We start from the raw sequence: 25,306 nt of genomic DNA, 5'->3' as shown, positions 1-25,306 counted from the left end.
CAATTCTACGTCGTGTCGAATTAAACCGGTGGAACGGCGAGCGCACGCCGCGGCACGGTTCGAGACTCGGAGGGACGCGTTCTGTCGAATCTGGAAGGTACGTCATGCAGCTCTCTGCCGAGTCCGAAGCCATCGTCCGCGCGACCGCCGGCGTGGTCGCCGAGCACGCCGAGGAGATCACCAGGGTGTTCTATCCGGCCATGTTCGCCGCGCACCCCGAACTCCTGAGCGTCTTCAATCGCGCGAACCAGGCGATCGGCGAGCAGCCCAAGGCGCTCGCCGCCTCGGTCGTCGCGTTCGCCGTGCAGCTCATCGATCCCGACGCTCCCGATTTCACCCCGGTGATGCGGCGCATCGCGCACAAGCACGTCTCGCTGGGCATCACGGCCCGTCAGTACACGATCGTGGGCAAGCACCTGCTCGATGCGGTCGGTGCCGTGCTCGGCGACGCGGTCACCCCCGATGTGCGCGCGGCATGGGACGAGGTGTACTGGCTGTTCGGCTGCTCACTGATCGCGGAGGAGGCGAAGCTGTACGCGCTCGGGGGAACCGACCCCGAACACCCGTGGCGGAGCTACCGAGTGGTCGAGCGCTTCGAGGAGTCCGACGAGGTCTTCTCGCTCGTACTGGCACCCGTCGAGGGCGTCGTGCCCGGTCATCGCACCGGGCAGTACGTCGCGATCGCCGTCGACCTGCCCGACGGCTCGCGACAGCCGCGGCAGTACACGATCTCGTCCGGCCCTCGCGGGGACTCGCTGCGGGTCACCATCAAGAGGGTGCTCGGGGTGGACGGCGCGCCCGACGGACAGGTCTCGGGCTGGCTGCACGAGCACGCACGACCCGGCACGATCCTCGATGTCTCGCAGCCGGCGGGCGATGTGGTGCTCGACGACTCGGACGCCCCGCTCGTGCTCGTCTCGGCGGGCATCGGCATCACGCCGATCGCGGCGATCCTCGAGGACCTGTCGCGCACGCAGCCGCACCGCACGGTGCGCCTGTTCCACGCCGATCGCGCGCACGACACGCATGCGCTGTATCCGTCCCTCCGCCGACAGGTGCTCGCCATGGACGACGCCCGCGCTCAGAACTGGTACGAGCGCGACGCCGCCGACGCCCCGACGCTGCACCCGGCCCTGCCGGGCCTGATGGACCTCGGCGACGTCGAGCTGCCCGACGGATCGACCGCGTTCATGTGCGGGCCGCTTCCGTTCATGCGCGCGATGCGCGAGACGCTCATGGCCCGCGGCATCCCGAGCGAGCAGATCCAGTACGAGGTGTTCGGCCCCGACCTGTGGGCGCAGAACCCGGCCGCCGTCCCGGTCTGATCCCGCACCGGGCGGCCTCGCACGAACGGGCCGCCCGGTGCAGACTGGGTGCATGGCCGTCGTCACCGCCGTACTCGGCGACATCACGGAACAGCACGTCGACGCGATCGTCAACGCGGCGAACAACGCGATGCGCGGTGGCGGCGGCGTCGACGGCGCGATCCACCGCGCCGGCGGCCCGGCGATCCTCGACGACTGCATCGCACGTTTCCCGTACGGCCTTGCGACCGGCGACGCGGGGTGGACGACCGCCGGGGTGCTCCCGGCGACCTGGGTCGTGCACACCGTCGGCCCCGACCACCGCTCCGGCGAGCGCGATCGTTCGCTCCTCAAGTCGTGCTACCGGCGCTCGCTCTCCGTCGCCGACGAGCTCGGCGTCCGCTCGATCGCGTTCCCGCTGGTCAGCGCCGGCGTCTACGGCTGGCCGCTCGACGATGCGATCGCGGTCGCGGTCGAGACGATCGAGGCGGCGGAGACCCGCGTCGACGAGGCGCGGCTCGTCACCCGCGATCCCGGGACGTTCGAACGGATCCGTGCGGCCCTCGCCGAACGCGGTTGACGGTCAGCCGCTCGTGAGGACGACGAGCTGCCTGGTCGTCCTCGTCATCGCGACGTAGCGGTCGACCGCGCCCTCGACGCCGTCACCGTCGCCGAAGCGATCGGGGTCGACGAGGACGACGAGGTCGAACTCGAGTCCCTTCGAAAGCTCGGGCGTGAGTGAGCGCACACGCGAAGTTCCGACGAAATCGGGCGCCCCGATCACCCACGCCGTGCCCTCGGGCTGCCCGGCGAGCCCGCGTTCGAGCACCGCGCCGAGTTCGCCGATCGAGCCGTACGCGACCGGCACGCCGCTGCGCCGGATCGACGTCGGCACGTTCGCATCCGGCAATGCGGCTCGGATGACCGGCTCCGCGACCGCCATCACCTCCTCCGGCGTGCGGTAGTTGATGCCGAGCGAGGCGAGCCGCGTGTTCGTGAGACCGAGGCGGGCGAGCCGATCGCTCCAGGTCTCGGTGAACCCGTGCCGGGCCTGCGCCCTGTCACCCACGATCGTGAGGCTGCGCGACGGACAACGGGCGAGCACCATCTGCCATTCGGCGTCGGTGAGCTCCTGCGCCTCGTCGACGACGATGTGCGCGAACGGCCCCGCGAGCAGTTCGGGATCGGTGCGCGGCCGGCTGTCGACATCGTCGGCGAGCGTGTTCGCGACGTCCTGGCCGCGCAGCATCGACATGATCAGCATCTCGGAGTCGTCGGCCGCGATGAGCTCGTCGCGCACTCGTTCGCGCTGCTCGAGCTCGGCGGCCGCCGCGAGCCGCTGCCTTCTCCGGCGACGGGTCGCCTCGGGATCGCCGATGCGACGGCGGGCAGCATCGAGCAGCGGCAGGTCGGCCGCGGTCCATGCCCGGGGCTCGTCACGCTGCAGGCGCGCCACCTGCGTCGGCGTGAGCCACGGTGCGCAGCGCTCGAGATAGGCGGGCACCGCCCAGAGGTCGGCGACGACGCCGGCCGGGTCGAGCAGCGGCCAGGCGCGGTTGAACACGCGCACGAGCTCCTCGTCCTGCTCGACCGCCCGCCGGACGAGGGCCGCCGGCACCTCGTCGTCGCCGATCTGGTCGACGAGGATCTCGACGAGCGCCTCCCACACCTCGGCCCGGCCGTCGTTGTGCGGCGTGCCGGCCTCGGGAGCGTGGAACGCCTCCGACCAGTCGGCGGCGGTCAGGATCGGTTCCGCCCACGGGGTCTCGACGACGAGCTCGTCGGCGGGCGGTCGCTCGTAGGCCCTGACGGCCGACTCGATCGCACCGACGAGTTCACCCGTCGCCTTCAGGCGCGCCGTCTCGGGGTCGCGCTCGGGTACCGCGCCCGCGCCCTCGTCGACGAGGTCCCGCAGCGTCGCCATCTGCACGCCCTCCTCGCCGAGGCTCGGCAGCACATCGTCGACGTACGACATGTATGCGTGACTCGGGCCGACGAACAGCACCCCGCCGCGCCGGGCGTCGAGCCGCGGGTCGGAGTAGAGAAGGTAGGCGGCACGGTGCAGCGCGACGACGGTCTTGCCGGTCCCGGGCCCCCCGTCGACGACGAGCGCACCGCGCGACCCCGCGCGGATGATCGCGTCCTGGTCGGCCTGGATGGTGCCGAGGACGTCGCGCATGCGGGGCGAACGGCTCGCTCCGAGGCTCGCGATGAACGCGGACTGGTCGTCGGGCGCGAGCCCGCCCGCGTGCTCGCCGGGCGTGAACACCTCGTCCCAGTAGTCGGTGATGCGGCCTCGGGTCCAGCGGTATCGCCGTCGGCTCGAGAGCCCCATCGGGTCGCCGTGCGTCGCCCCGAAGAACGGTTCGGCGGCGGGGGCCCGCCAGTCGATGAGCAGCGGTTCGCCGTCGTCGGCGCTCAGCCCCGCTCGTCCGACGTAGACGGGCTCGCGGCCGTCTGTTCCGACCATTCGGCCGAGGCACAGGTCGAGACCGAAGCGCCGCAGCAGTCGCAGCCGGCCGCTCAGGCGATGGATCTCGAGGTCCCGATCGAGTCCGGCCTGCCCGCCCCGGGCGGGTGCGGCGCGCAGTTCGGCGAGCCGGGACTCGGCCTCTGCGACCTGCGCGTCGAGGCGCTCGGCGATGCGCGCGAAGTGCCGCACGTCGACGGCGATCGATTCGGGCGCCGCCTTGGCGGCGAGGCGGTCGGGCAGGGCGAAGACGTCGGTGGACGAGAGGGTCAAATGCGCGCTCCAGATCGGCGGAAAGCGTCCATCATGACCCCGACGGGGGCCCTTGCCGCAAGCCCCCCTCCCCCGGATAGACTGGACGTGGCGGGACGGGGTCCCGCCATTCGCATGCCGGCGAGGCCCGGGCCTGCGGCCCTCGGCGAGTATCGCACCGACGCCACCCGCTCCCGATGCATCCGCCGCGCACCCGTGCCGACATCGGCGCACATCGCCGAGGCCGCCGAGACCTGCGCCCGCGATTCACGCAGTTCACGTGATGCCGCACGGCGAGCGCGCGCCCTTTGATGGACTCGCACCCCTCGACGAGGCGGTGCGACCGACGAAGGGAGCCGGCACGTGTCGGAACAGACCACTGAGGACCTCGACCTCACCGAGGAAGAACTGGGGCCGATCGACTACATCGTCGTCGAGTTCCCGGCGGGGGCGACCCGATTGACGGGCGAGGCCGCCGCCGAGCTCGCAGCGCTCGTCGCGTCCGAGACGATCCGGGTGCTCGACCTCGTCGTCGTGCACAAGCGCGAGGACGGATCGATCGACGTCGACGAATTCGAGGACTTCGAGGACCTCGGCCCGCTCGGCGTCATCGAGGCGTCGCTCGCCGACGTGCTCGCCGAGGCCGACCTCATCGACATCTCGGCGGCGATGGAGCCCGGCAGCGCCGCGGCCGTGCTCGTCTGGGAGAACACGTGGGCCGCCCCGTTCGCGGTGGCCCTGCGCAAGACTGGCGGCCAGCTCATCGCGTCGGGCCGCATCCCCACGCAGGCGCTGATCGCCTCGATGGCGAAAGAAGGAGAGTAGAAGATGCCCATCGGAATCGGACGCGTCGGACGCGTCGGCATGATCGGTCGCCCCGTCGCGCGCACCGCGGCAGTGGTCGGCACGGCGAAGGTCGTCTCGAACGGCATCGACCGGCGACAGGACCGACGACAGGACCGCCGCGAAGATCGGCGCGACCGCCGCTTCTGAGCGGCGCGAGACGAGCGGATGCCTCGGTGGGATGTCGATCCCGCCGAGGCATCCTCATGTCAGCGGTCGACCCAGCCGTCGTCACGCGGATCTCGAGGCAGCGCCGTGCAGGCCTCACAGCGGTCGCCGGAGACGACGAAGCCCCGGTGAGAATTCATTCTCACCGGGGCATTTGCGTCGGGCTGACAGGATTTGAACCTGCGACCCCTTGGAGGATTCAAGCCCGTCTCGGGTTGCCTCCGGATGCCTCGAAAACTCGCGGATTCCCTTGTGATGACTGGGGAACCGGGCGGTTCGACAATTCCGAGTGTACGCGGACGACGCTGGACGTTCACGGTCGATTTCGATGGCAAAGCGGTGGGCGAGCCTGCTTCAGTCGACTCCGGCGTCGTCAGCTTCGTCCAAGGTGGCGAGCCACCAAGACTTCAGCAGACCCCCACTTCTTCGCCGGAGGTTCGGCGTCGCACCGGTGGCATCCGAAATAGCCTGAACCTGTGGACATCGATGAGGACGAGCTCAAACGCATTTCTGCCCTCCTTGGGGCGCATGTGTCGAGACCTGGCCCGCAGGAACAAGTTCGGGCCATCCGCACACGGCTGGAATCAGTGGGCGAGCTTCTTGAGAGTGTGACAATTATCCCCGGCGGACGGGCGTCCGCCGTTGATCGTTGTTTCCAGGAGACTTTCCTCCCCTCAGACCTCGTTCGGACTCAACTCCGACTGTCACAGCACTACATCCAGTCCGCTTGCAACGGCCAAGCCCCGACTCTTACTTCATTCGTTGTGCTGAGAGTCGCGATCGAGTGCATGGCGACAGCGCAATGGCTCATCGCGGCCAATTCTCACCGAGTCAGGGTTGAGCGATTCCTAAAGCGGATGTGGTGGGACACCCAAAGCGCGGTCGACATGGCGGTTGTTGCCGACGCAATTCCCGATCTAAATGCGGTGTATGACCTTGAGGAGACGATCCACGAGATCGCTGAGCCAATCAAGGGACTAGATCCGAACAAAGTGACGACTTCGAAGCGAGTGGCGCTGAGCAGCATCGTTCGCGAGGCAAGCCAAGCTGTGCGCCCGGGCTATCCGACTTTGATGCAGTCGTGCTGGATGGCGTGCGCAGGCGTGTCGCACGGGAACGTCCCGATGTCAGCGGGCGTCGGTGTAGCACCGCATTCGGTGCGGACTCCTTCGGAGCACGCGATCAGTTGGAGCGTCTACGCCAACTTCCTTGAGATCGCTGTCACTGATCTGCAAACCACCGTCGAGCTTTTCAGGCGGTTCGCGATGGAGGAGCATCAGAACCTGCGCCAGACAGGTTGACGGCCAACGACCATGAGGAGGTCACTGCCGTCCGAAGGAGTTGACTGAGCGCCGTGGAACAGATTCTTTAGCTCGGCTCATTGGCAGAATTCATGGTTTCATCGCGCTCGCTGCGCCGGTCGGCACCCGGCTGCTGGCAACTCAAGGGACGAGAAGAAGGCTAGCGACCGTGCCGCACACTACGCCAAGGCCGTCCAGGCGTCCCTGCTATCGTGTCGCTGTCCGCTCGTCCTGGTCTGGGTCGGGGTGCTGGTTCGAACCCAGCGACGCGACGCCTGTGACAGTCCTGCTTTGCATGATCGCTCTGCTCTTCACCAACCTGTTCGCCATCAGTAAGCGTCTGAAGAAGAAGCCATCGATCAAATGGAAGGGGAAGCTTATGAACCTGAGTTCTTCAGTTCTCGCGGTGGCGTCGTTTAGGGAATTGGTCCCGCTCCAGACCAGGTCGAGCGGCTTGCATGCTGGAGATGCTTGACCGATCCCGGCGTCCGTCGCCATCTGGGATCCTTCAGCGGGCCGAGCTGCGATCCGCCTCGGTATGCCAGTCTCGTGTTGTGTCCAAACTCGATGAGGTGGTCGATGTCGCTCTGACTGATGAGGAGCGGTTCCTTCTTGACCGCGGACTTGTCGAGTGGGGTGGGCCGGCGCGTTGCACCGAGTCGCTGGCCATCGCGATCGGGTTCGACAGCGTCGCTGACCTGCTCGCGGAGGGCTATCGAATCGCGGACGACATATCCAAGGGAAAGTCGCTCACACGCCGCGACTGGACCCGGGCCCTCTTGGCTACCGAAGTGGTGTTCGCCAGCGATGTGCTCGGCTCGGGACATGATTGGGAAGCCACCACCGGCCTCGACGACGCTTCTACGATGCGCGTGCTTCGAAACGTTCAGCTGCGCCTGGCCGGGGTGATCCTCCGACCGTCAAGGTAGGCGTAGGTACTCCCGACTCACGATCCTGCGGACGAGCGCAAGCCAATCGACAATGCAGACTCGAGTGGTGGGCGTGTTACAGCAGCTCCAGATAACCGGCCACCCGAGACTCCCGCATGACCCGCCCGCGAGTATGTCCCGGTGCCCAAAACGCTTCACCTGTGAGCGAGCATTGTGAGTAGTGCTTTGGGGCCTCAGGCGGGGGCACTGGTGGCTCCTCATCGCGGGTACTTAGCCACGTCGGACGCCTGACGCCTCCGGAGATCAACTCGATGCGATCGCCTTCAGCGCCGGTGACGCCAGGGGTCGCGCTCGGATGAATCCCGGAGTGCATAGTTCAACTGGGCGACCGCGCGCACAGCAGGCGCCCACCTGCCGTTCCGCCGTAGGGCGCCCGATCGGACCAGGCTGCTCAGAGTAGAGAGGACATTCGTAACCGCGCGAGGCGATCCGCAAACCCGTCGGACGCACTCGATGATGTCGTGGCCCTCGTCGATGGTCGAGATGGTCTCAAGCGTCTGCACGACAGTGCGCTCAACAACTCGGACCTGAAACGCCTCCGGCTTCCGGGCCCGTCTGTCGTCGTAGGCCGCCTTACGGCATCCGGGCCCGCAATAGATGCGTGGACGCCCGGTGGTAGCCGGCCGCGGCAGCGCCGCTGCGCATCGTGCGCATCGGCTTGGCGGGATCCGCCGGATGGTGGTTCTCTGTCGGTTGCTCACACTCCGAGGTGCGCCAAGCTATCCCGTTTCGTCACCGACGAAACAGCGAAGTCCTCGATCTGCAAGAGGCGTGGCATCTCGGAGGGATGGTCGCAGTCGGTTCGAGGCGGGCTCGGTCCTGACACGGGAGAACGAGGCTCGCGCGGGCCGAACATGAATACGGGAGCTGCGGATGTGTAGGTCTGTGCGCGAGGGAGCGGGTGCGCACCTACTTCACGTGGATAGGCCTCCGGCAACCAGCATGAAGGACGCATCGCGCCGCCAGGCGCAGCAGGATCGAAGGCGTGCGCTCCCGAAGGGGCCAAGACGGGGCCCACGGTGCCGCGTCCGACGCGGCACCTTGGCTTGCCAGCTTGTCGAGCTACCCCAGGACGTCGCGATGCCGCACCGGGTGCGGCACCACAGCGCAGCCTGGTGGCACGTGCCGCTCGAAAGCCGCTTTCCCGATCACCATCAGGGTCGGGCACGCTGAAACTCGGTGGACTGCGAACGGCGCCGTGGCCCCGAGCACCTCGAAACGAAGAATCCCCGATCACAGGGTGGTGCCACCGTGGCCCCACCGTGGGACCTCGTCCGAACACCGGCAACTACTTCGACTCGTGTGATCAGCCGGGTCTGCGTGTGCGTGCCTCCGCCACTGATCCCTGGAACGGCTGCTTAGTCTCCATCCCATCTGAACGCCCTCTCCAGTAGCTCGGCCGTCGCTGGGTTCACGAGCTCCCGACGCTGGATGTAGTGCTGCACCGTGATCTTCGTGTCGGTGTGGCCGAGCAGCTCGGCGGCGAGCTCGACACTCGCGTTGTCGCTGACAGCCGTCGCCACCGTGCGGCGGAAGAGGTGCGGCGTCACTCCCCCGATGCCGGCCCGCTCGAGTACCTGGCGCAACTGGCGACGCACGTTGGCCGTGCTCAGCGGCGTGCCTTCGCGCGAGTGGAACACCAGCGAGTCAGGATCCAGGTCGCAGGCTCCCGCGAGCCGACGACGCACGGCTGCGGCGGTGAACGATGGAATCGCGACGATCCGTCGTGACTTCGCCGTCTTGGGATGGTCCTGTCGGAACGTCGATTCGCCGTTGCGGCTGATGATCGTCCCGCCAATCCGGATGGTGGGCGTCGGACCGGTGACATCCACGTCGCGGCGACGGATGGCGAGCACCTCGCCGATGCGGGCGGATGTGCCAAGCATCACCTCGACGATCGCGCCAAGCTGCCCGTCTGGGCGCGGACCCGAAACGTGGTCGATGCCGGACTCCCAGCGCGCGATCACGGCGCGGATCGCGTTCACCTCCAGGCTGGTCAACGCATCCGGCATCCGCACCTCGCGGTGGATCCGCGACACATGATGCATCGGGTTGGCCGTCAGCACCTCGTGCCGCACCGCGAGTTCGAGCGCGAGCCGCAGCACGACACGGGATTGTTTCGCACGGTTGTACGAGATCCTCGCCTGCTCCTTGATGAACCGGTCGCAGCGAGCGACGCCGATCTCGCGGAGGGTGAGGTGCTCGAACACGGGCAACACGAGGGTGCGCATGTTCCGCTCGTACAGCATCCGGGTCGTCCGCGAGATCCGGCCCTCGAGATCGATGTCCTGCAGCCAGTACGCCACAAGGTCGCCGAAGGGGCTGTCGGGCGTCAAGTGGCCGTGCCCCGAGGCCAGGTGCACTTCCGAACGCCCGACCAACTTCGCCTTCAGCGCGCTTTCCGCCGCCTTCGCGCTGTCGCCGGTGGCCTGGACTATCCGCGTGCGCCCATCCCAGTCTCTGAACCGTGTGCGCGCCTCGAATCTGCCGGATCGCGTCGCCCGGGTCGTGATGTCTCCGAACGTGCCGATCGACAGTCGTGGCCGGCCCATCTCAGCTCACCACCGTTCGCTGCGTCGGCGCGGCTATGCGGACTCGCGCTGCTCGGCGACCCACGCCCGCACATCTGCGACAGCGAACTTCAGGTGCTTGCCGAAGCGGTACGCCACCGGGCCCTTCCCATGGGTCCGCCAGTCGTAGACGGTCGAGACCGGCACGCCGAGGTAGGCCGCCAACTCGGTGATGTCCATCAAACGGTCGAGCCCCCAGCCGTCGACAGAAACAGAAGCGGGAGCTGAAGCGGCAACGATCTGCGATTCGTTCATGGTGTCCATGTGCCGTAGGTGCGCCCGCGGCGCCGCAGCGACCAACGTCGACCGGGAACATCCGCCCCCTGCCGTACGGCAGTCGGGGCTGATCGTGCTCAGCGGTGCGAAAACGATGGGTTTTCGATGGGAGGATCAAATCTCTTAACCTCAAAAGTCCCGGAAACCCTTAGGTTTCCGGGACTTTCTGGTCGGGCTGACAGGATTTGAACCTGCGACCCCTTGACCCCCAGTCAAGTGCGCTACCAAGCTGCGCCACAGCCCGATGCTCCGGCATCTCGCCGAGGCAACTTGACCATCATAGCGGTATCCGGAGGGGTGCTCGTGCACGCGCGCACGTCGACACCTGCACCCCCGCTCGCGGCCTATCCCCCGACACACGCCTGTGGCACGATCGAGCCATGTCGACGACCGACCCCGTGGGGCGACTCCGCTACGAGCACGGCACGGTCGCTGCGCGCGACTCCTACCGCGAGGCAGGGCGCGAGGCGCGGCAGCATGCGAAGCGCTCGAGGCACGCGCGCTACGAACCACCCGAGCATCGCGACCCGCTCGGCATCATCGAGCGCCAGAACGCCGACCGGCTGCAGGCGCTCGTGCCGCTCCGCATGGCGCGCATGGCCGAGAGCCCATTCGCGTTCTTCCGCGGCACGGCCGCGCTGCAGGCGGCCGACCTGGCGAGCTCGATCGACACGGGCTTCTTCGTCGTCGCCTGCGGCGATGCGCACATCAGCAACTTCGGCGTCTTCGCCGCGCCCGACCGCAGCCTCGTGTTCGACCTGAACGACTTCGACGAGGCATCGCTCGCCCCGTGGGAGTGGGACCTCAAGCGCCTGGCCACGAGCGTCGTGATCGGCGCCCGGTCGAACGGGTTCGACGACGACACCGGCCGCGAGGCGGCGGCTCACGCGGTCGCGGCCTACCGGCGAAGCATCCACCGCATGACCGACCTCTCCCCCGTCGAGCGGTTCTACCTCCGCGACCTCGGCAACCCCGCCGGCGGCAGGCACGCCAGTTCGCGCCTCGCGATCCGGCGCGTCGTGAAGGACGCGTCCAAGCGCACGTCCGAGCGGGTCGCGGCCAAGATCATGGATCGGGATGCCTCGGGGGCGCCGTTCATCCGCGAGCAGCCGCCCACGCTGACCCACGTGCCCGCCGAGATCGAGGCGCGCCTGGGCGGCATCGTCGAGGACTACCTGCGCACCGTTCCGCCCGACGTCGCGATGCTCATGTCCCAGTACACGGCGACGGATGTCGCTCGCCGAGTCGTCGGCGTGGGCAGCGTCGGCACCCGGTGCTTCATCGTCGTCTTCGCCGGATCGCACGGCGACGTCGTCATCCTGCAGGTCAAGGAGGCGGGCCGGTCGGTGCTCGACGAGTTCGGCGGACTGCGCGATCGCGAAGACCGGCCGCCGTCGGCCCGGATCGACGAACTCACGGGCGGCGCACGGGTGGTCACGCTGCAGCGGATCCTGCAGTCCACCTCCGACCTGTTCCTCGGGCACATCACCGTCGAGGGCCGGGGATACTACGTGCGCCAGTTCCGCGATCTGAACGCCTCGTTCGACCTCGCCGACCTCGATCGACCGGCGTTCTTCGACTACGTCGAGGCCTGCGCGACGAAGCTCGCCCGTGCGCACTCCCAGAGCCCGCGAGCCGGGTTCATCGCCGGATACACGGGCCGGAGCAAACGGTTCGACGAGGCGATCGCCGAGTGGTCGCTCGCGTACGCCGAGCAGTCGCGCGCCGACTACGAGGCCTTCTGCGCGGCGATCGAGGCCGGGCGGTTCCCGGTCGCCGAGCGCTAGAGGTACGTGCGCACCTCGTCCATGAACGCCGTCGGATCGTCGACCCAGATGCGCACCGCGTCGACGAGCTGCGCTCCCCCGGCGGCACCGTGCCCGGGCAGCAGCACCGGGGTGGGCCGCTCGAGCTCGATCTCGATGACGGTCTCGTTGTTGACGCGCAGCAGCAGCATCCGCGCGGCATCCGCACCGTCGCCCGTCTCGACGATCTTCGGGGACTTGGGCTCGTCGACGCGCAGTCGACGCGCCACCGAGGCGATGTCGTCCCATCGCAGCAGCACGTCGGTCTCGAGCCCGGCACGCACCCGGATGCCGGCCGGGCCGACCGTGTGCGGCCGGACGAGGTAGGCGCAGAGGAGCCCGAGCATCCACGTGAGCCCCCAGATGCCGAGCACGAGGAGGGGTATGCGCACGGCCGGCCAGCGGTGCACGACGAGATCGAAGATCGGGATCTCCACCGCCGACAGCACGATGAAGATGATGAGCACCGTCAGCACCGGCCGGTGGTAGCCGAACCCCGCGCCGCCGCGCTCGATCGCGGGGCGCCGGGCGATGAATCGCCCGATGCTCGCGTAGATGGCGAGTTCCATTCGAAGCGCCCGCTTCACGACCTCCCAGGCGCCGCGCAAGCCGGAGGCCGCGCGGTCGGTGCCCACCGCGGTGCTCACGACGCACCCGCCGGGCCGGCGGCCGCCTTCGCGACGAGGTCGCGGAGGCGCTCGGCGATGGCGGTGATGCCGCGCTCGAGCGCCGCTCGGTCGCCCGGCGCGACCGCGCCGAGCAGATCGGCCGTGAGGTCGGCATGCTCTTGCTGCATGTTCGCCATCAGTGTCGCTGCGGATGGCTCGAGCGAGACGACGATCGCCCGGCGATCATGCGGATGGGGCGAACGCAGGACGTATCCACCCGCCTCGAGCGCATCGACGAGGCCCGTGACGTTGCGGGGGCTCACCTCGAGCCGGGCCGCGAGCGCGTGCTGGGTCGAGGGGCCGTTCGCCGCGAGATCCCAGAGCACCCGCACGCGCGAGGGCGTGAGCGGGGTGCCCGCGAACGCGCGCGCCATGTCCTTCTGGAAGAGTTCGCTCACCTCCAGGAGGCGATCGAGCACGGTGATCTCGGGCGTCATATCGTGAGTCTACTGCATTGTTACCTACATTCACGATTCGCCGTGGCGATGTCGGTGGTGACCGCTAGCGTGGGCTCCATGATGAGCGATCTGAGCGGTGAGCTCGAGCCGAATCCGCTACGCGTCGTGCCGGCGGGCGATGTCCCGTTCGCCGATGTCGAGGCCGTGTTCGGCACGAAGGGCGACCCCGCCCGGTGCTGGTGCCAGTGGTTCAAGCTCCCGCCCGCCGACTGGCGCACCGCGTCCCCCGACGACATGAGAGACCTCCTGCATCATCAGCTCGAGGCGTCCGGCACCGGTCCGGGCCTCCTCGCCTACGACGACGAGACCCCGGTCGGCTGGTGCGCCGTCGAGCCGCGGCCGAGGCTCCCCCGCTTGCAGCGCAGTCGCATCATCGCCGGTGCGACCCCCGAGCCCGATTTCGACGACGAGAGCGTCTGGGCCGTGTCGTGCTTCGTCGTCCCCCGTGAGTACCGCATGCGGGGCGTCGGTCGTGCGCTCGCCGTCGCCGCCGTCGACTACGCGCGCGCGAACGGCGCCCGCGTGCTCGAAGGGTACGCCGTCGATCCGGCCGAGCGGGCGAAGACCCCTGCCGCCGACCTCTACCACGGCACCGTCTCGATGTTCGTCGACGCCGGTTTCAACGAGGTGGCGCGTCCGCGGCCCGATCGCGCGATCATGCAACTCCAGCTCGACTGAGGCGGGGAAGGCGGGGCGAACCTGCCGGCATCGCGCGTACGGGCGGCGCTACGATGACCTCATGTTCTACGGAATGGGTGGTTGGCACGTCCTCGTCATCTTCGGGGTGCTGCTCGTGTTCGCGCTGGTCGTCGCCGCGATCGTCGTCCCCATCGTGCTCGTCACCCGACGCCAGGGCGCAGTCGACGACCGCGCCGCCGCGCTCCCACGGTCGGTCGAAGCGCGCCTCCGAGAGCTCGACGACCTGCGGAATCGCGGTGTCGTATCCCCGGGCGAGTACGAGGCCCAACGGGCGGCGATCATCCGCGAACTCTGATCGAGCCCACGCGTCAGTCACCGACGCGCTCGAACACCCGCGCGCGCACGTGCAGCTCGTCGATCGCAGCGGGCAGCCCGCGCAACCGAGCGGCAGCCTCGGCCTGCACAGCCGCCGCGAGCTCGCGGTACGCGGCGATCGACGCCTGGCCACCGCCACCACCGCCACCGTCGCCGTCGCCGCCGATGGCGGCGAGATCGTCGGCGAACAGGCATGCATCCCGATGCGCACCCAGCAGGTCCTGCACCGCCTCCGCCGCGACCGAGACGGCCCGCGCCTCATCGCCGAACACCGGCACCGGCCCGTCGGTCACGGCGTCCACGGCGTAACGCAGTCGTCGCGCGGCTCGGCGAAGGCGATGCAGCGATGCGAGGTCGCTTCCTGCCCGTGCCCATGCCCGTCTCACGCGCGCTGCCTCCGCCACGAGCGGCCCGGCCAGCCCCACCTCGAGCGCCGCCCGGGTCTCGGGCTCGCCGCGCCGCGCCGGCGCCTGGGCGGCGAGGAACCCATCGATCGGCGCCGCCATCGGACCGCCGGAGCTGAGCCCCGCGACGAGTCGCGCATGCGCACGTCGGTGCCGGGCTCGGACGTCGTCGACGAGTCGCCTCCGCATCGCGGCGGGCACCCGGGCATCGAGGCGCGCCTCCGCCTGGGCGACCCGCACCTCGAGATCCCGCACGCGGCCGAGCTCATCGCCGAGCCCGGCGAGTTCGTCGCGAACGCGAGCGACCTCGGCGCGGTCGAACAGCCTCCGGTACGCGGCGAGCACGCTGCGAATCCGGCGGACGAGCACTCTCGCCTGGTGCACCGCGTCGTGTTCGTCAGCGGACACCGCCGGAGCGAGCGCCGAGAGCCGGGCCGAATACTCCGCGAGGGCTGCGATGACGACCGCGCGCGCCCGGCCGGAGGCATCCTCATGCATCGGGCGCCCCGAGGTCGACCCGCACCCGCTTGACGCGCGCGGTCGCGCCGCGCACGATCTCGACGTCGCGCTTCGGCACGCCGAAGTGCGACGCGATCGCCGCGACGACGCCGGCGTTCGCCGCACCGTCGACGGCGCGCTCGCGCACGAAGACGGTCAGCGACGCCGCCGGGTCGTCGTCGGTCGCCTCGACGAGCGGACCCTTGCGACTGCCGGGCTTCACCCGGACGGTGACCTCCATGGGCCGCTCCCCGTGCCGCCGACGCTAGCGCTGGCGGCGTTCGCGCACGCGCATGTTCACGACGATCGGCGTGCCCTCGAAGCCGTAGACCTCGCGCAGGCGCCGCTGGATGAAGCGGCGGTAGCCCGGGTCGAGGAACCCCGTCGTGAACAGCACGAATGTCGGCGGGCGGCTGCCCGCCTGGGTGCCGAACAGGATGCGCGGCTGCTTGCCGCCGCGCACCGGATGCGGGTGCTCCTGGGTGAGCTCGGTGAGGAAGGCGTTGAACTTGCCGGTCGGGACACGGGTGTCCCAACCCTCGAGCGCGGTCTCGAGCGCGGGGACGAGCTTCTCGAGATGACGGCCGGTGCGCGCCGAGATGTTCACCCGGGGCGCCCACGTCACGTGGTGCAGGTCCTGCTCGATCTCCCGCTCGAGGTAACGGCGGCGGTCGTCGTCGAGCTGGTCCCACTTGTTGTAGGCGAGCACGAGCGCACGACCCGACTCGAGCACGAGGTCGATGATGCGCACGTCCTGCTCGGAGATCGGCTGCGTCACATCGAGCAGCACGACCGCGACCTCGGCCTTCTCGAGGGCGGCCTGCGTGCGCAGCGACGCGTAGAAGTCGGCGCCCTGCTGCAGGTGCACCCTGCGGCGGATGCCCGCCGTGTCCACGAACCGCCAGATCTTCCCGCCGAGCTCGATCTGCTCGTCGACGGGATCGCGCGTGGTGCCGGCCAGGTCGTTGACGACCACCCGCTCCTCGCCTGCGGCCTTGTTGAGCAGCGAGCTCTTGCCGACATTCGGCCGGCCGACGATGGCGACCCGGCGGGGGCCGCCGAACTCCTCCTTCGCGACCGCAGAGACCTGCGGCAGCACCTTGAAGACCTGCTCGAGCATGTCGGCCACGCCGCGGCCGTGCAAGGCGGAGACCGGATACGGCTCACCGAGTCCGAGGTTCCACAACGCAGCGGCCTCGGGCTCCTGGCGGGCGTCGTCGACCTTGTTCGCGACGAGGAAGACGGGCTTCTTCGTCTTGCGCAGCAGGCGCACCACGTGCTCGTCGGTCGCAGTGGCGCCGACGGTCGCGTCGACGACGAAGAGCACGACGTCGCAGAGGTCGATCGCGACCTCGGCCTGGGCTGCGACCGAGGCGTCGATGCCCCTCGCGTCGGGCTCCCAGCCGCCGGTGTCGACGAGCGTGAAACGACGATCGAGGTATTCGCCCTTGTACGAGACACGGTCACGGGTGACGCCGGGGGTGTCCTCGACGACGGCCTCGCGGCGACCGAGGATGCGGTTCACGAGCGCCGACTTGCCGACGTTCGGGCGACCGACGATCGCGATGACCGGAAGGGCGGGCAGGTATCGGATGCCCTCCTCGCCCTCCTCCGAGAGCTCGAGCACCTCGAGGTCGTCGTCGTCGAGCTCGTAGTCGCTGAGGCCCGAGCGCAGGGCTGCCGCCCGCTGCTCGGCGAGCTCGTCGTCGACGTCGGCGAGCCGCTCGGCCAGGCCGTCGTCCGCGACGTCGCCGTACTCGTCGCGCAGGTTCTCGTCGCGCTGGTCGGTCATGCTGTCTCCTGGAAAGATCGTGGGCGCGAATGCGCGCGGCTACCAGTCTGCCGTATGCCGGCTGGGAACTCGGGATGCCGCCGCGGTCTCCCGCGTGACGGGGCGGTCGCGGGAACGACCGGATCGGGCCTCGTCAGGCGCGGCCCTCGACGACCGCGATCATCGCGTCGACGGTCTGGTCGAAGTCGAGTTCGGTCGAGTCGACGGTCGTGACGCCCTCGGCGGCGGTCATGAACTCGACCACCTTCGAGTCGGCGGCGTCGCGCTTGCGCATGGCCTCGCCGACGGCATCGACCGAGCTGCCGATGAGCTCGGCGGCGCGCCTGGCCATCCGCACCTCCTCGGAGGCCGTGAGCAGCACGCGCACCGGCGCGTCGGGGGCGACGACGGTCGTGATGTCGCGACCCTCGACGACGATGCCGGGGCGCACCTCGGCGGTCATGATCGACCGGAACAGCTCGATGAGGTGCGTGCGCACCTCCGGCACGCGGGCGACACGGCTCACGACAGCCGAGATCTGCGGGTCGCGGATCGCCTCGGTCACGTCGGTCGCTCCGACGTGCACGCGGTATCCGGCCGGGTCGGTGCCGATGCGGTAGTCGAAGCTCGCGAGGCACGCGACGACGGAGTCCGCGTCGTCGGTGTCCACGCCCGACGCCTCGACGTGCCAGGCGAACGCGCGATACGCCGCGCCGGTGTCGAGGAATCCGTACCCGAGTCGCTTGGCGACGGCTTTCGACACGCTCGACTTGCCGCTGCCGGCGGGGCCATCGACGGCGACGACGACGGGGATCTCCACGGATGCCTCCATTTGGTGGTGGTTCGGGCCGGCTCAGCCGGCGATGCGCCAGCCGCGCTCGGCCAGCTCATGGGTCAGTCGGTCGGCTGCCTCGGGTACGACCTGCACTTCTGCGAGGCCGACCTGTCGTCCAGGCGAGTGCTCGAGCCGCAGGTCTTCGAGGTTGACGCCGATCTCGCCGATCTCGGCGAGCAGCCGCGCCAACTGGCCCGGCCGGTCGTCGACCATGACGACGACGGTCGTGAAGCGCTTGTCGGTGCCGTGCTTGCCCGGCAGGCGCGAGACGCCGGTGTTGCCACCGGTCAACTCCTCGGCGACGCGGCGCCGGGCGCCGGGTGCCGCCGGATCGCCGAGCGCGTCGATGAAGCGGTCGAGGTCGTCGCGGAAGGCGACGAGGATGTCGCGGACGGGCGCCGAGTTCGCGCCGAGGATCTGCACCCAGAGGTCGGGGTCGCTCGCGGCGATGCGGGTGACGTCGCGCACGCCCTGCCCTGCGAGCCCGAGCGCCGCATTGGGCGCGTCGATGAACCGGCGGGCCATGACGCTCGCCACGACCTGCGGCACGTGCGAGATGAGGGCGACCCCGCGGTCGTGCTCGTCCGGGGTCATTTCGACGAGGGTCGCCCCGAGGTCGAGGATCAGGTCGTCGATCGCCCCGGCGCGCTGGTAGCTGATCGCGTCGTGCGCGGCGACGACCCAGGGCCGGCCCGCGAAGAGGTCGGCTCGGGCGGCGAGCGGGCCGCCGCGTTCGCGCCCGGCGAGCGGATGCGAGCCGATGTACCGCGAGACGTCGGCGCCGCGGTCGACGAGTTCGTCGAGGATCCCGGCCTTCACGCTCGCGACGTCGGTCACGATCGCGTCGGGGAACGCCGCGAGCTCGTCGGCGACGACGCGCGCCGTCACGTCGGGCGGCACCGCGACCACGATGAGCTGGGGCGCGTCGTCGGGCCGGGCGGGACGCCCGGCGCCGAGATCGGTCGCGATCGCCACGTGCGTCGGCGAGGCGTCGGCGAGGATCACGTCGAGGCCTCGGCCCCGCAGCCCCAGTGCGACGCTCGTGCCGAGCAGGCCGGCACCGACGACGCGCACCGGGCCGGTGAGCCGCGATTCGACCACGTCAGTGCCCCTCTCGGGCGGGTGCGCCGCCACCTGCGGCCCTGGCGATGGTGAGCAGCCGGCCGCGTTCGTCCTTCGTCAGCTCCCGCAGCTGACCGGCCTTCAGTGTACCGAGGTGCAGGGGGCCGAACTGGCGACGCACGAGGTCGACGACCGGGTGGCCGACCGCCTTCAGCATGCGACGCACGATGCGGTTCTTGCCCGAGTGCAGGGTGATCTCGACGATCGTGTGCTTGTCGTCGCCCTGCGTCTGCAGGATCTTCGCGCGATCGGCCTTGATCGGGCCGTCGTCCAGCTCGATGCCCTGCTTGAGTCGCTGCAGCGTCTGCGGGGTGAGCCGGCCGCGCACCTTCGCGACGTAGGTCTTCTCGACCCCGAACGACGGGTGCGCGAGCACGTGCGCGAGCTCGCCGTCGTTCGTGAGCACGAGCAGGCCGCTCGTCTCGGCGTCGAGCCGGCCGACGTTGTAGACGCGCTCCTCGAGGTCGTCGGTGAACCTGCGGAGGTCGGGGCGCCCCTGCTCGTCGCGCATCGACGAGACGACGCCCGTCGGCTTGTTGAGCATGTAGTAGCGCTTCGCGGTGTCGAGCTGCACGGCGACGCCGTCGACCGAGACGAGGTCGCTCTCGGGGTCGATTCGCGTGCCGAGCTCGGTGACGATGCGGCCGTTCACCTCGATGCGTCCCGCGAGGATGTACTCCTCGACGACGCGCCGGCTCGCAACGCCGGCGGCGGCGAGCACCTTCTGCAGGCGCACGCCTGCGACTTCCGATTCAGCCATCGAGGTCGAATCCTCCCTGTCCGTCGTCGAGCAGCGGCGAGATCGGCGGCAGCTCGTCGAGTGAGTTGATGCCGAGGTTGGTGAGCAGCAACTCGGTCGTGCCGTAGAGGATCGCCCCGGTCTCGGGGTCGGTGTCGACCTCGGTGACGAGCCCACGGCCGAGCAGCGTGCGCACGACCGAGTCGACGTTGACGGCCCGGATCGACGCGACCTGCGAGCGTGAGATCGGCTGCTTGTAGGCGATCACCGACAGCGTCTCGAGCGCGGCCTGCGAGAGCCGCGTCGACGACTGGGTCACCACGAAGTCGGTGACGAGGGCGTCGTACTCGCCGCGCACGTAGAACCGCCAGCCGCCGCCGACCTCGCGGAGCTCGAAGGCGCGACGGATGCCTCGTGCCGTCGCCTCCTCGGCGGCGAGGTCCGTGCGCGGCTCGCCCGACGCGGCGCCGCCGTCGTAGTCGTCGCGCAGTCGTGCGATCGAGGCGCGCACCTCGGCGACCGGACGGGCGACCGCAGCCGCGAGGTGGACGACGCTCTGCGGCTCGTCGGCGATGAACAGGATCGCCTCGATCGCGCGGTCGAGGTCGAGGCGTGGCTGGCCGGGCACATCGAGCGGGGTCGCCACCGACAGTTCGGGGCCGTCGTCGGCAGGGTGAGGAGCCGACGGCGTCGGCGATTCCGGGCCGTCGCCGGACACGGCGGGCGGCGCCGACTCGACGCCCTCCTCCGCGTGCGTGGTCTCATTCGTCATAGTCGGCCCCCAGGCTCTCGAGGTTCTCGTCGGACCAGTGCTCGGCGGCCCAGTGCAAGGTCAGCTCGCCGAGCGGCTCGATCTGGTCGAAGCCGATCGCCGCGTGCCGGTACAGCTCGAGCACGGCGAGGAAGCGCGCGACGACGACGCCCCGCTGGGCGACCCCGGCGATCAACTGTCGGAAGGTCACCGGTTCGCCGCGGCGCAGCACGGCGACGACCTGAGCGGCCTGCTCGCGGATCGACACGAGCGGCGCGTGCAGGTGGTCGAGCCCGACGACCGGGATCTCGCGCGGGGTGAGGGCGAGCGTCGCGAGCGCGGCGAAGTCATCGGCCGAGAGCGTCCACACGAGCTCGGGCGCCCGCTGCCGGAACTTCTCCTCGAGCCGCACGGTGCGAGCGTGGCGCAGGGCCTCGGCGTCGAGCTCACCGCTGAACCATCGAGCCGCCTCCTTGAAGGCGCGGTATTGCAGCAGGCGGGCGAACAGCAGGTCGCGCGCCTCGAGCAGCGCGACGTCCTCGGCGTCGACGAGTTCGCCCTGCGGCAGCAGGCCCGCCACCTTGAGGTCGAGCAGCGTCGCCGCCACCACGAGGAACTCGCTCGCACGGTCGAGCTCCTCCTCGGAGTCGAGGCCCTTCAGGTAGGAGATGAACTCGTCGGTCACCTTCGAGAGCGAGACCTCGGTGATGTCGAGCTCGTGCTTCGCGATGAGCGAGAGCAGCAGGTCGAAGGGCCCCTCGAAGTTGGTCAGTGCGACCCGGAACCCGGCGTCGTCGCCCCCGGCCGAGGCATCCGTCACCGCGGCGCCGTCGGTTGATGCAGCCTCGTCGGCGGGCGCCCGCTCAGGCGACCGCGCCACGGAAGACCAGCTCCCTCGCGAGCTGCCGGTACGCCTTCGAGGCCTGGTGCTCGGGAGCGAACTCGGTGATCGGCGTCGCCGCGACCGTCGCGTCGGGGAACTTCACCGTGCGTGTGATCACCGTCTCGAGCACCTTTTCGCCGAACGCGTCGACGACCCGCTCGAGCACCTCGCGCGAGTGCAGCGTGCGAGCGTCGTACATCGTCGCGAGGATGCCGTCGAGCGCGATGGCCGGGTTGAGGCGGTCGCGCACCTTGTCGATCGTCTCGATGAGCAGGGCGACGCCGCGGAGCGCGAAGAACTCGCACTCGAGCGGGATGACGACGCCGTGGCTCGCCGTGAGCGCGTTCACGGTCAGGAGCCCGAGCGACGGCTGGCAGTCGATGAGGATGACGTCGTAGTCGGGTGCGACGCGGCGCAGGACGCCCGCGAGGATCTGCTCACGGGCGACCTCGGTGACGAGGTGCACCTCGGCCGCCGAGAGGTCGATGTTCGCCGGGATGACGTCGAGGCCCTCGACGGTCGTCTGCTGGATCGCGTCCTTCGGCTCGAGCTGGCGCGAGAGGAGCAGGTCGTAGATCGTCGGCACGTCGTGCGTCTGCACCCCGAGACCGGCCGACAGCGCGCCCTGCGGGTCGAAGTCGATCGCGAGCACGCGGCGGCCGTACTCGGCGAGGGTCGCGCCGAGGTTGATCGTCGTCGTGGTCTTGCCCACGCCGCCCTTCTGGTTGCACAGGGCGATGATGCGCGCGGGCCCGTGCGACGTGAGCGGCTTCGGATCGGGGAACTCGCGGTGCGGACGACCCGTCGGACCCAGCTCCGGCTCCAGCGAAGCGATCCCGTCCGCCGAGTCGTGCTTGTGCTGCGTCACGTGTCGTCTTCTCTCCTGGGGCCGGGGCCGCTCGCTGTCGGCCCTGTTCGGATCTGGGCTTGGTCGATTCTAGCGAGCACGTGGGTGTGCTGCCGTGTACATCTCCCGGAGTGTATCGGCTGTGACGAGCGTGTAGATCTGCGTGGTCGCGACCGACGAGTGCCCGAGCAGCTCCTGCACGACCCGCACGTCGGCCCCGCCCTCGAGCAGGTGGGTCGCGAACGAGTGGCGAAGGGTGTGCGGTGAGACGGATGCCTCGATCCCCGCCCGTTCTGCCGCTGCGCGGATGACGTCCCACGCCGCCTGGCGCGAGAGCCGCCGGCCGCGCACACCGAGGAACAGGGCCGGAGTCGCCTGCCCGCGCGCCGAGAAGACCGGCCGGGCGCGCACCAGGTAGGCGCCGATCGCCCGCCTGGCGTAGCTGCCGAGCGGCACGACCCGCTGTTTGCCGCCCTTGCCGAACAGGCGGACGACCTCGTCGTCGATGAGGTCGTCGACGTTGAGCGAGATCGCCTCGGTCACGCGGGCGCCGGTCGCGTAGAGGAGTTCGAGCAGGGCGGCGTCGCGCAGTTGCGCCGGCTCGTCACCGCCCGCGGCGGCGATGAGCGCCTCGACGTCTTCGACCGGGATCGCCTTGGGGAGCCGGGCCGGGAGCTTCGGGGGGCGCAGCTCGCGCGACACGTCGGAGGCGAGCTCGCCCTCCTCGGCGAGGAACCGGTGCAGCCCGCGCACGGCGGACAGCACTCGTGCGACGGAGGAGGTCGCGAGCACGGGATCGCGCTCGGCGCCGAGGAAGCGCACGAAGTCGGACAGGTCGCGTTCGGTGACCCGGTCGAGGTCGCCCGGGCCGCGGTCGGCGAGCCAACCGGCGTAGATCGCGAGGTCGCGCCGGTACGACGCCGTCGTATTGCGCGACAGGCCGCGCTCCACGGCGAGATGCCGCAGGTACCCGTCGACCCGCGCGGCGGTCGTCACGGTGCCGACGCGCCCCGTACCGGTGCGGTGCGACTCGGCCACGGGGCATCCGCCTCGCCGAGGCCGCGCCACCCGCGGCCGCGCACCGCGTGCGCGGCGAGCACCGCGATCGCCAGAGGGCCGTTGTGCACGCGCCGCTCGAGCACCGCGTCGACGCACTCGTCGAGCGGCACCCACCGCGTCTCGAGCTCGGCCTCTTCGTCTTCGCGGTCGAACGCCTCGGGCCTCGCGCGCAGACCGCGCGCGAGGTAGACGCGGATGACCTCGTCGCTGCCCCCGGGAGAGGTCGCGAAGTCGGCGAGCACCGCCCACTCGGATGCTTCGAGGTCGGCCTCTTCGGCGAGCTCGCGCTGCGCGGCTGCGAGCGGGTCCTCGCCCGCGACGTCGAGGAGACCCGCCGGGATCTCCCAGTCGCGCATGCGCACCGGGTGGCGGTACTGCTTGATGAGCAGCGCACGGTCGTGCTCGTCGAGCGCGAGCACGCCGACGGCGCCCGTGTGGTCCATGAACTCGCGCACGATCGGCGCGCCGCCGAGCTCGAAGGTCTCGCGCCGGATGCTCCAGACCCGACCGGCGAAGACCTCCTCGCTCTCGATGATCGCGAGTTCGACGGGGTCGTCGGCGAGTCGATCGAACGACCCGCCGACGGCCGCGTCAGCAGCTTCAGCCATTGTTGACGTCGAAGAGGCGGCTCGCCTGCTGACGCTCGAGCGCTGCGCCGACGAGGCCGCGGAACAGCGGGTGCGCGTCGTTCGGGCGGCTGCGCAGTTCGGGGTGCGCCTGCGTGCCGACGTAGAACGGGTGCACGTCGCGCGGAAGCTCGACGTACTCGACGAGGTTGCGGTCGGGCGAGAGCCCGGAGAACACGAGGCCCGCCTCGGCGATGCGATCGCGGTACGCGTTGTTGACCTCGTAGCGGTGCCGGTGGCGCTCGCTGACATCGGTCGAGCCGTACAGCTCGGCCGCGATCGTGCCCTCGCCGAGCTTCGCCGGGTAGAGGCCGAGTCGCATCGTGCCGCCGAGGTCGCCGCCCGAGATGATCTCGACCTGCTCCTCCATCGTCGCGATGACCGGGAACTCGGTGTCGGGGTCGAACTCGCTCGACGACGCACCTGGCAGTCCCGCGACGTTGCGCGCGTACTCGATGACCATGCACTGCAGGCCGAGGCACAGGCCGAGCACGGGAATGCCGTTGTCGCGCGCGAAGTGCAACGCACCGAGCTTGCCCTCGATGCCGCGCACGCCGAACCCGCCGGGCACGCAGATGCCGTCGAGATGGGCGAGGTGCTTCTGCGCCCCCTCGGGCGTCTGGCACTCGTCGGACGGGATCCACTCGATGTTGACCTTCGCGTCGTTCGCGAAACCGCCTGCGCGGAGCGCCTCGGTCACCGAGAGGTACGCGTCGGGCAGGTCGATGTACTTGCCGACCAGTCCGATCCTCACCTCGTGCTTGGGGTCGTGGACGACGCGAAGCAGGTCGCTCCAGCCCGACCAGTCGACGGCGTCGGCCTTCTCGCCGAGACCGAGCGCGTCGATGAGGTACGAGTCGAGGCCCTGCTCGTGCAGCATCGTCGGGATGTCGTAGATCGAGGGCACGTCGACCGCGTTCACCACGGCGGCCTCGTCGACGTCGCACATGAGCGCGATCTTGCGCTTGTTCGACTCGGTGACGGGGCGGTCGCTGCGGAGCACGAGCGCGTCGGGCTGGATGCCGATCGAGCGCAGCGCTGCGACCGAGTGCTGGGTCGGCTTCGTCTTCTGCTCGCCCGAGGCGCCCATGAACGGCACGAGCGAGACGTGCACGAAGAACACGTTCTTGCGGCCGAGCTCGTGACGCACCTGGCGCGCGGACTCGATGAACGGCTGCGACTCGATGTCGCCGACCGTGCCGCCGATCTCCGTGATGATGACGTCGGGCTTCGGGCTCTCGGTCGCCTGCAGGCGCATGCGGCGCTTGATCTCGTCGGTGATGTGCGGGATCACCTGCACCGTGTCTCCGAGGTACTCGCCGCGACGCTCCTTCGCGATGACCGTCGAATAGATCTGGCCGGTCGTGACGTTCGCCGCCTGCGACAGGTCGATGTCGAGGAAGCGCTCGTAGTGGCCGATGTCGAGGTCGGTCTCAGCGCCGTCGTCGGTCACGAAGACCTCGCCGTGCTGGAACGGATTCATCGTGCCGGGGTCGACGTTGAGATAGGGGTCGAGCTTCTGCATGACCACCCGGAGGCCGCGCGCCGTCAGCAGGTTGCCGAGGCTCGCGGCGGTGAGTCCCTTGCCCAACGAAGAAACGACACCACCGGTCACGAAGATGTGCTTGGTCGTGTCGTTATTGTCTGCGCTCTGCGCTCTTCCGCGTTCATCCACCACGGGCTTGTATTCTA

General features: G+C 69.7%; 26 protein-coding genes and 1 tRNA gene. 9 read left to right on the top strand and 18 right to left on the bottom strand.

Annotation, left to right across the window (positions count from 1 at the left end; genetic code table 11):
* Positions 1-104: 104 nt before the first annotated feature.
* A complete protein-coding gene (locus ACFWGP_RS03005) occupies positions 105-1,325 on the top strand; it encodes a globin domain-containing protein (RefSeq protein WP_376930100.1) in 1,221 nt (406 codons plus the stop codon).
* A 52-nt stretch (positions 1,326-1,377) separates the two neighbouring features.
* Positions 1,378-1,884 (top strand): O-acetyl-ADP-ribose deacetylase, encoded by a 507-nt coding sequence (locus tag ACFWGP_RS03000; protein ID WP_376930099.1) that lies wholly within the window; start codon positions 1,378-1,380, stop codon positions 1,882-1,884.
* 3 nt (positions 1,885-1,887) lie between these two features.
* Here the strand turns inward: ACFWGP_RS03000 and helR are convergent, their stop codons facing one another.
* Positions 1,888-4,047 carry an RNA polymerase recycling motor ATPase HelR gene (gene helR / locus ACFWGP_RS02995; protein ID WP_376930098.1) on the bottom strand — a complete coding sequence of 720 codons (2,160 nt, stop codon included), beginning with the start codon at positions 4,045-4,047 and terminating at the stop codon, positions 1,888-1,890.
* Positions 4,048-4,389: 342 nt separating this feature from the next.
* Here helR and ACFWGP_RS02990 point away from each other — a divergent pair, with 342 nt between their 5' ends.
* The 4 genes from ACFWGP_RS02990 to ACFWGP_RS02975 all read left to right on the top strand — a co-directional run bounded on the left by ACFWGP_RS02990 (position 4,390) and on the right by ACFWGP_RS02975 (position 7,267).
* Entirely contained in the window at positions 4,390-4,851 is a 462-nt protein-coding gene (locus ACFWGP_RS02990; protein ID WP_231431248.1) for a DUF6325 family protein, read from the top strand.
* Between the two features lie 3 nt (positions 4,852-4,854).
* On the top strand, positions 4,855-5,019 hold the full coding sequence (locus tag ACFWGP_RS02985; protein WP_231431249.1) for a hypothetical protein: 165 nt from the start codon (positions 4,855-4,857) through the stop codon (positions 5,017-5,019).
* A 494-nt stretch (positions 5,020-5,513) separates the two neighbouring features.
* The gene (locus tag ACFWGP_RS02980) at positions 5,514-6,338 is read left to right on the top strand and encodes a hypothetical protein (protein WP_376930097.1); all 825 of its coding nucleotides are present in this window, start codon (positions 5,514-5,516) and stop codon (positions 6,336-6,338) included.
* A 554-nt stretch (positions 6,339-6,892) separates the two neighbouring features.
* Positions 6,893-7,267: a hypothetical protein gene (locus ACFWGP_RS02975; RefSeq protein WP_376930096.1), complete on the top strand. Its 375-nt coding sequence runs from the start codon at positions 6,893-6,895 to the stop codon at positions 7,265-7,267.
* A 1,379-nt stretch (positions 7,268-8,646) separates the two neighbouring features.
* Here ACFWGP_RS02975 and ACFWGP_RS02970 read toward each other — a convergent pair.
* The 3 genes from ACFWGP_RS02970 to ACFWGP_RS02960 form a co-directional block, all read right to left on the bottom strand.
* Positions 8,647-9,840, bottom strand: a complete 1,194-nt coding sequence (locus ACFWGP_RS02970) for a tyrosine-type recombinase/integrase (protein WP_376930095.1) — start codon at positions 9,838-9,840, stop codon at positions 8,647-8,649.
* Positions 9,841-9,873: 33 nt separating this feature from the next.
* Positions 9,874-10,122: a helix-turn-helix transcriptional regulator gene (locus ACFWGP_RS02965; protein ID WP_376930094.1), complete on the bottom strand. Its 249-nt coding sequence runs from the start codon at positions 10,120-10,122 to the stop codon at positions 9,874-9,876.
* A 179-nt stretch (positions 10,123-10,301) separates the two neighbouring features.
* A tRNA-Pro gene (locus tag ACFWGP_RS02960) sits at positions 10,302-10,378 on the bottom strand.
* Positions 10,379-10,514: 136 nt separating this feature from the next.
* On the opposite strand from ACFWGP_RS02960, the gene ACFWGP_RS02955 reads away from it, so the two are divergent.
* Positions 10,515-11,921 (top strand): DUF2252 domain-containing protein, encoded by a 1,407-nt coding sequence (locus ACFWGP_RS02955; RefSeq protein ID WP_376930093.1) that lies wholly within the window; start codon positions 10,515-10,517, stop codon positions 11,919-11,921.
* On the opposite strand, the gene ACFWGP_RS02950 is transcribed toward ACFWGP_RS02955, so the two are convergent.
* Positions 11,918-12,586 carry a hypothetical protein gene (locus ACFWGP_RS02950; protein ID WP_275507104.1) on the bottom strand — a complete coding sequence of 223 codons (669 nt, stop codon included), beginning with the start codon at positions 12,584-12,586 and terminating at the stop codon, positions 11,918-11,920. The two genes, ACFWGP_RS02955 and ACFWGP_RS02950, sit on opposite strands and share 4 nt — an antisense overlap.
* Positions 12,583-13,044, bottom strand: coding sequence for a MarR family winged helix-turn-helix transcriptional regulator (locus tag ACFWGP_RS02945; protein WP_376930092.1), 462 nt, complete (start codon positions 13,042-13,044; stop codon positions 12,583-12,585). The genes ACFWGP_RS02950 and ACFWGP_RS02945 overlap by 4 nt, the downstream gene beginning before the upstream one ends.
* 78 nt (positions 13,045-13,122) lie before the next feature.
* Here ACFWGP_RS02945 and ACFWGP_RS02940 point away from each other — a divergent pair, with 78 nt between their 5' ends.
* Together ACFWGP_RS02940 and ACFWGP_RS02935 are read left to right on the top strand one after the other, a co-directional pair.
* Entirely contained in the window at positions 13,123-13,743 is a 621-nt protein-coding gene (locus ACFWGP_RS02940; RefSeq protein ID WP_275507106.1) for a GNAT family N-acetyltransferase, read from the top strand.
* A 61-nt stretch (positions 13,744-13,804) separates the two neighbouring features.
* Positions 13,805-14,059, top strand: coding sequence for a hypothetical protein (locus tag ACFWGP_RS02935; RefSeq protein WP_231431254.1), 255 nt, complete (start codon positions 13,805-13,807; stop codon positions 14,057-14,059).
* Positions 14,060-14,072: 13 nt separating this feature from the next.
* Here the strand turns inward: ACFWGP_RS02935 and ACFWGP_RS02930 are convergent, their stop codons facing one another.
* The 12 genes from ACFWGP_RS02930 to ACFWGP_RS02875 all read right to left on the bottom strand — a co-directional run bounded on the left by ACFWGP_RS02930 (position 14,073) and on the right by ACFWGP_RS02875 (position 25,289).
* Entirely contained in the window at positions 14,073-14,981 is a 909-nt protein-coding gene (locus ACFWGP_RS02930; RefSeq protein WP_376930091.1) for a CHAD domain-containing protein, read from the bottom strand.
* Entirely contained in the window at positions 14,974-15,222 is a 249-nt protein-coding gene (locus ACFWGP_RS02925) for a DUF167 domain-containing protein (RefSeq protein WP_231431256.1), read from the bottom strand. Before ACFWGP_RS02925 ends, ACFWGP_RS02930 begins: the two co-directional genes overlap by 8 nt.
* A 24-nt stretch (positions 15,223-15,246) precedes the next feature.
* Positions 15,247-16,773, bottom strand: coding sequence for a ribosome biogenesis GTPase Der (gene der / locus ACFWGP_RS02920; RefSeq protein WP_231431257.1), 1,527 nt, complete (start codon positions 16,771-16,773; stop codon positions 15,247-15,249).
* A gap of 133 nt (positions 16,774-16,906) precedes the next feature.
* On the bottom strand, positions 16,907-17,584 hold the full coding sequence (gene cmk, locus ACFWGP_RS02915) for a (d)CMP kinase (RefSeq protein WP_376930090.1): 678 nt from the start codon (positions 17,582-17,584) through the stop codon (positions 16,907-16,909).
* Positions 17,585-17,605: 21 nt separating this feature from the next.
* On the bottom strand, positions 17,606-18,688 hold the full coding sequence (locus tag ACFWGP_RS02910; protein ID WP_231431259.1) for a prephenate dehydrogenase: 1,083 nt from the start codon (positions 18,686-18,688) through the stop codon (positions 17,606-17,608).
* Between the two features lies 1 nt (position 18,689).
* Positions 18,690-19,469: a pseudouridine synthase gene (locus ACFWGP_RS02905; RefSeq protein WP_376930089.1), complete on the bottom strand. Its 780-nt coding sequence runs from the start codon at positions 19,467-19,469 to the stop codon at positions 18,690-18,692.
* On the bottom strand, positions 19,462-20,220 hold the full coding sequence (locus ACFWGP_RS02900; RefSeq protein ID WP_275507110.1) for an SMC-Scp complex subunit ScpB: 759 nt from the start codon (positions 20,218-20,220) through the stop codon (positions 19,462-19,464). Before ACFWGP_RS02900 ends, ACFWGP_RS02905 begins: the two co-directional genes overlap by 8 nt.
* Positions 20,210-21,079 carry a ScpA family protein gene (locus tag ACFWGP_RS02895; RefSeq protein WP_374201126.1) on the bottom strand — a complete coding sequence of 290 codons (870 nt, stop codon included), beginning with the start codon at positions 21,077-21,079 and terminating at the stop codon, positions 20,210-20,212. Before ACFWGP_RS02895 ends, ACFWGP_RS02900 begins: the two co-directional genes overlap by 11 nt.
* On the bottom strand, positions 21,063-21,950 hold the full coding sequence (locus ACFWGP_RS02890) for a ParA family protein (RefSeq protein WP_376930088.1): 888 nt from the start codon (positions 21,948-21,950) through the stop codon (positions 21,063-21,065). Before ACFWGP_RS02890 ends, ACFWGP_RS02895 begins: the two co-directional genes overlap by 17 nt.
* Before the next feature lie 69 nt (positions 21,951-22,019).
* On the bottom strand, positions 22,020-22,967 hold the full coding sequence (gene xerD, locus ACFWGP_RS02885; RefSeq protein ID WP_376930087.1) for a site-specific tyrosine recombinase XerD: 948 nt from the start codon (positions 22,965-22,967) through the stop codon (positions 22,020-22,022).
* Positions 22,922-23,596, bottom strand: a complete 675-nt coding sequence (locus tag ACFWGP_RS02880) for an NUDIX hydrolase (RefSeq protein WP_231431263.1) — start codon at positions 23,594-23,596, stop codon at positions 22,922-22,924. The genes xerD and ACFWGP_RS02880 overlap by 46 nt, the downstream gene beginning before the upstream one ends.
* Entirely contained in the window at positions 23,589-25,289 is a 1,701-nt protein-coding gene (locus ACFWGP_RS02875) for a CTP synthase (protein ID WP_231431264.1), read from the bottom strand. Before ACFWGP_RS02875 ends, ACFWGP_RS02880 begins: the two co-directional genes overlap by 8 nt.
* Between the last annotated feature and the right edge of the window lie 17 nt (positions 25,290-25,306).

The organism is Agromyces sp. NPDC127015, from assembly GCF_042725165.1.
In the GTDB taxonomy this organism is placed as follows: domain Bacteria; phylum Actinomycetota; class Actinomycetes; order Actinomycetales; family Microbacteriaceae; genus Agromyces; species Agromyces chromiiresistens.
This window is presented reverse-complemented; position numbering and strand designations above follow the sequence as displayed.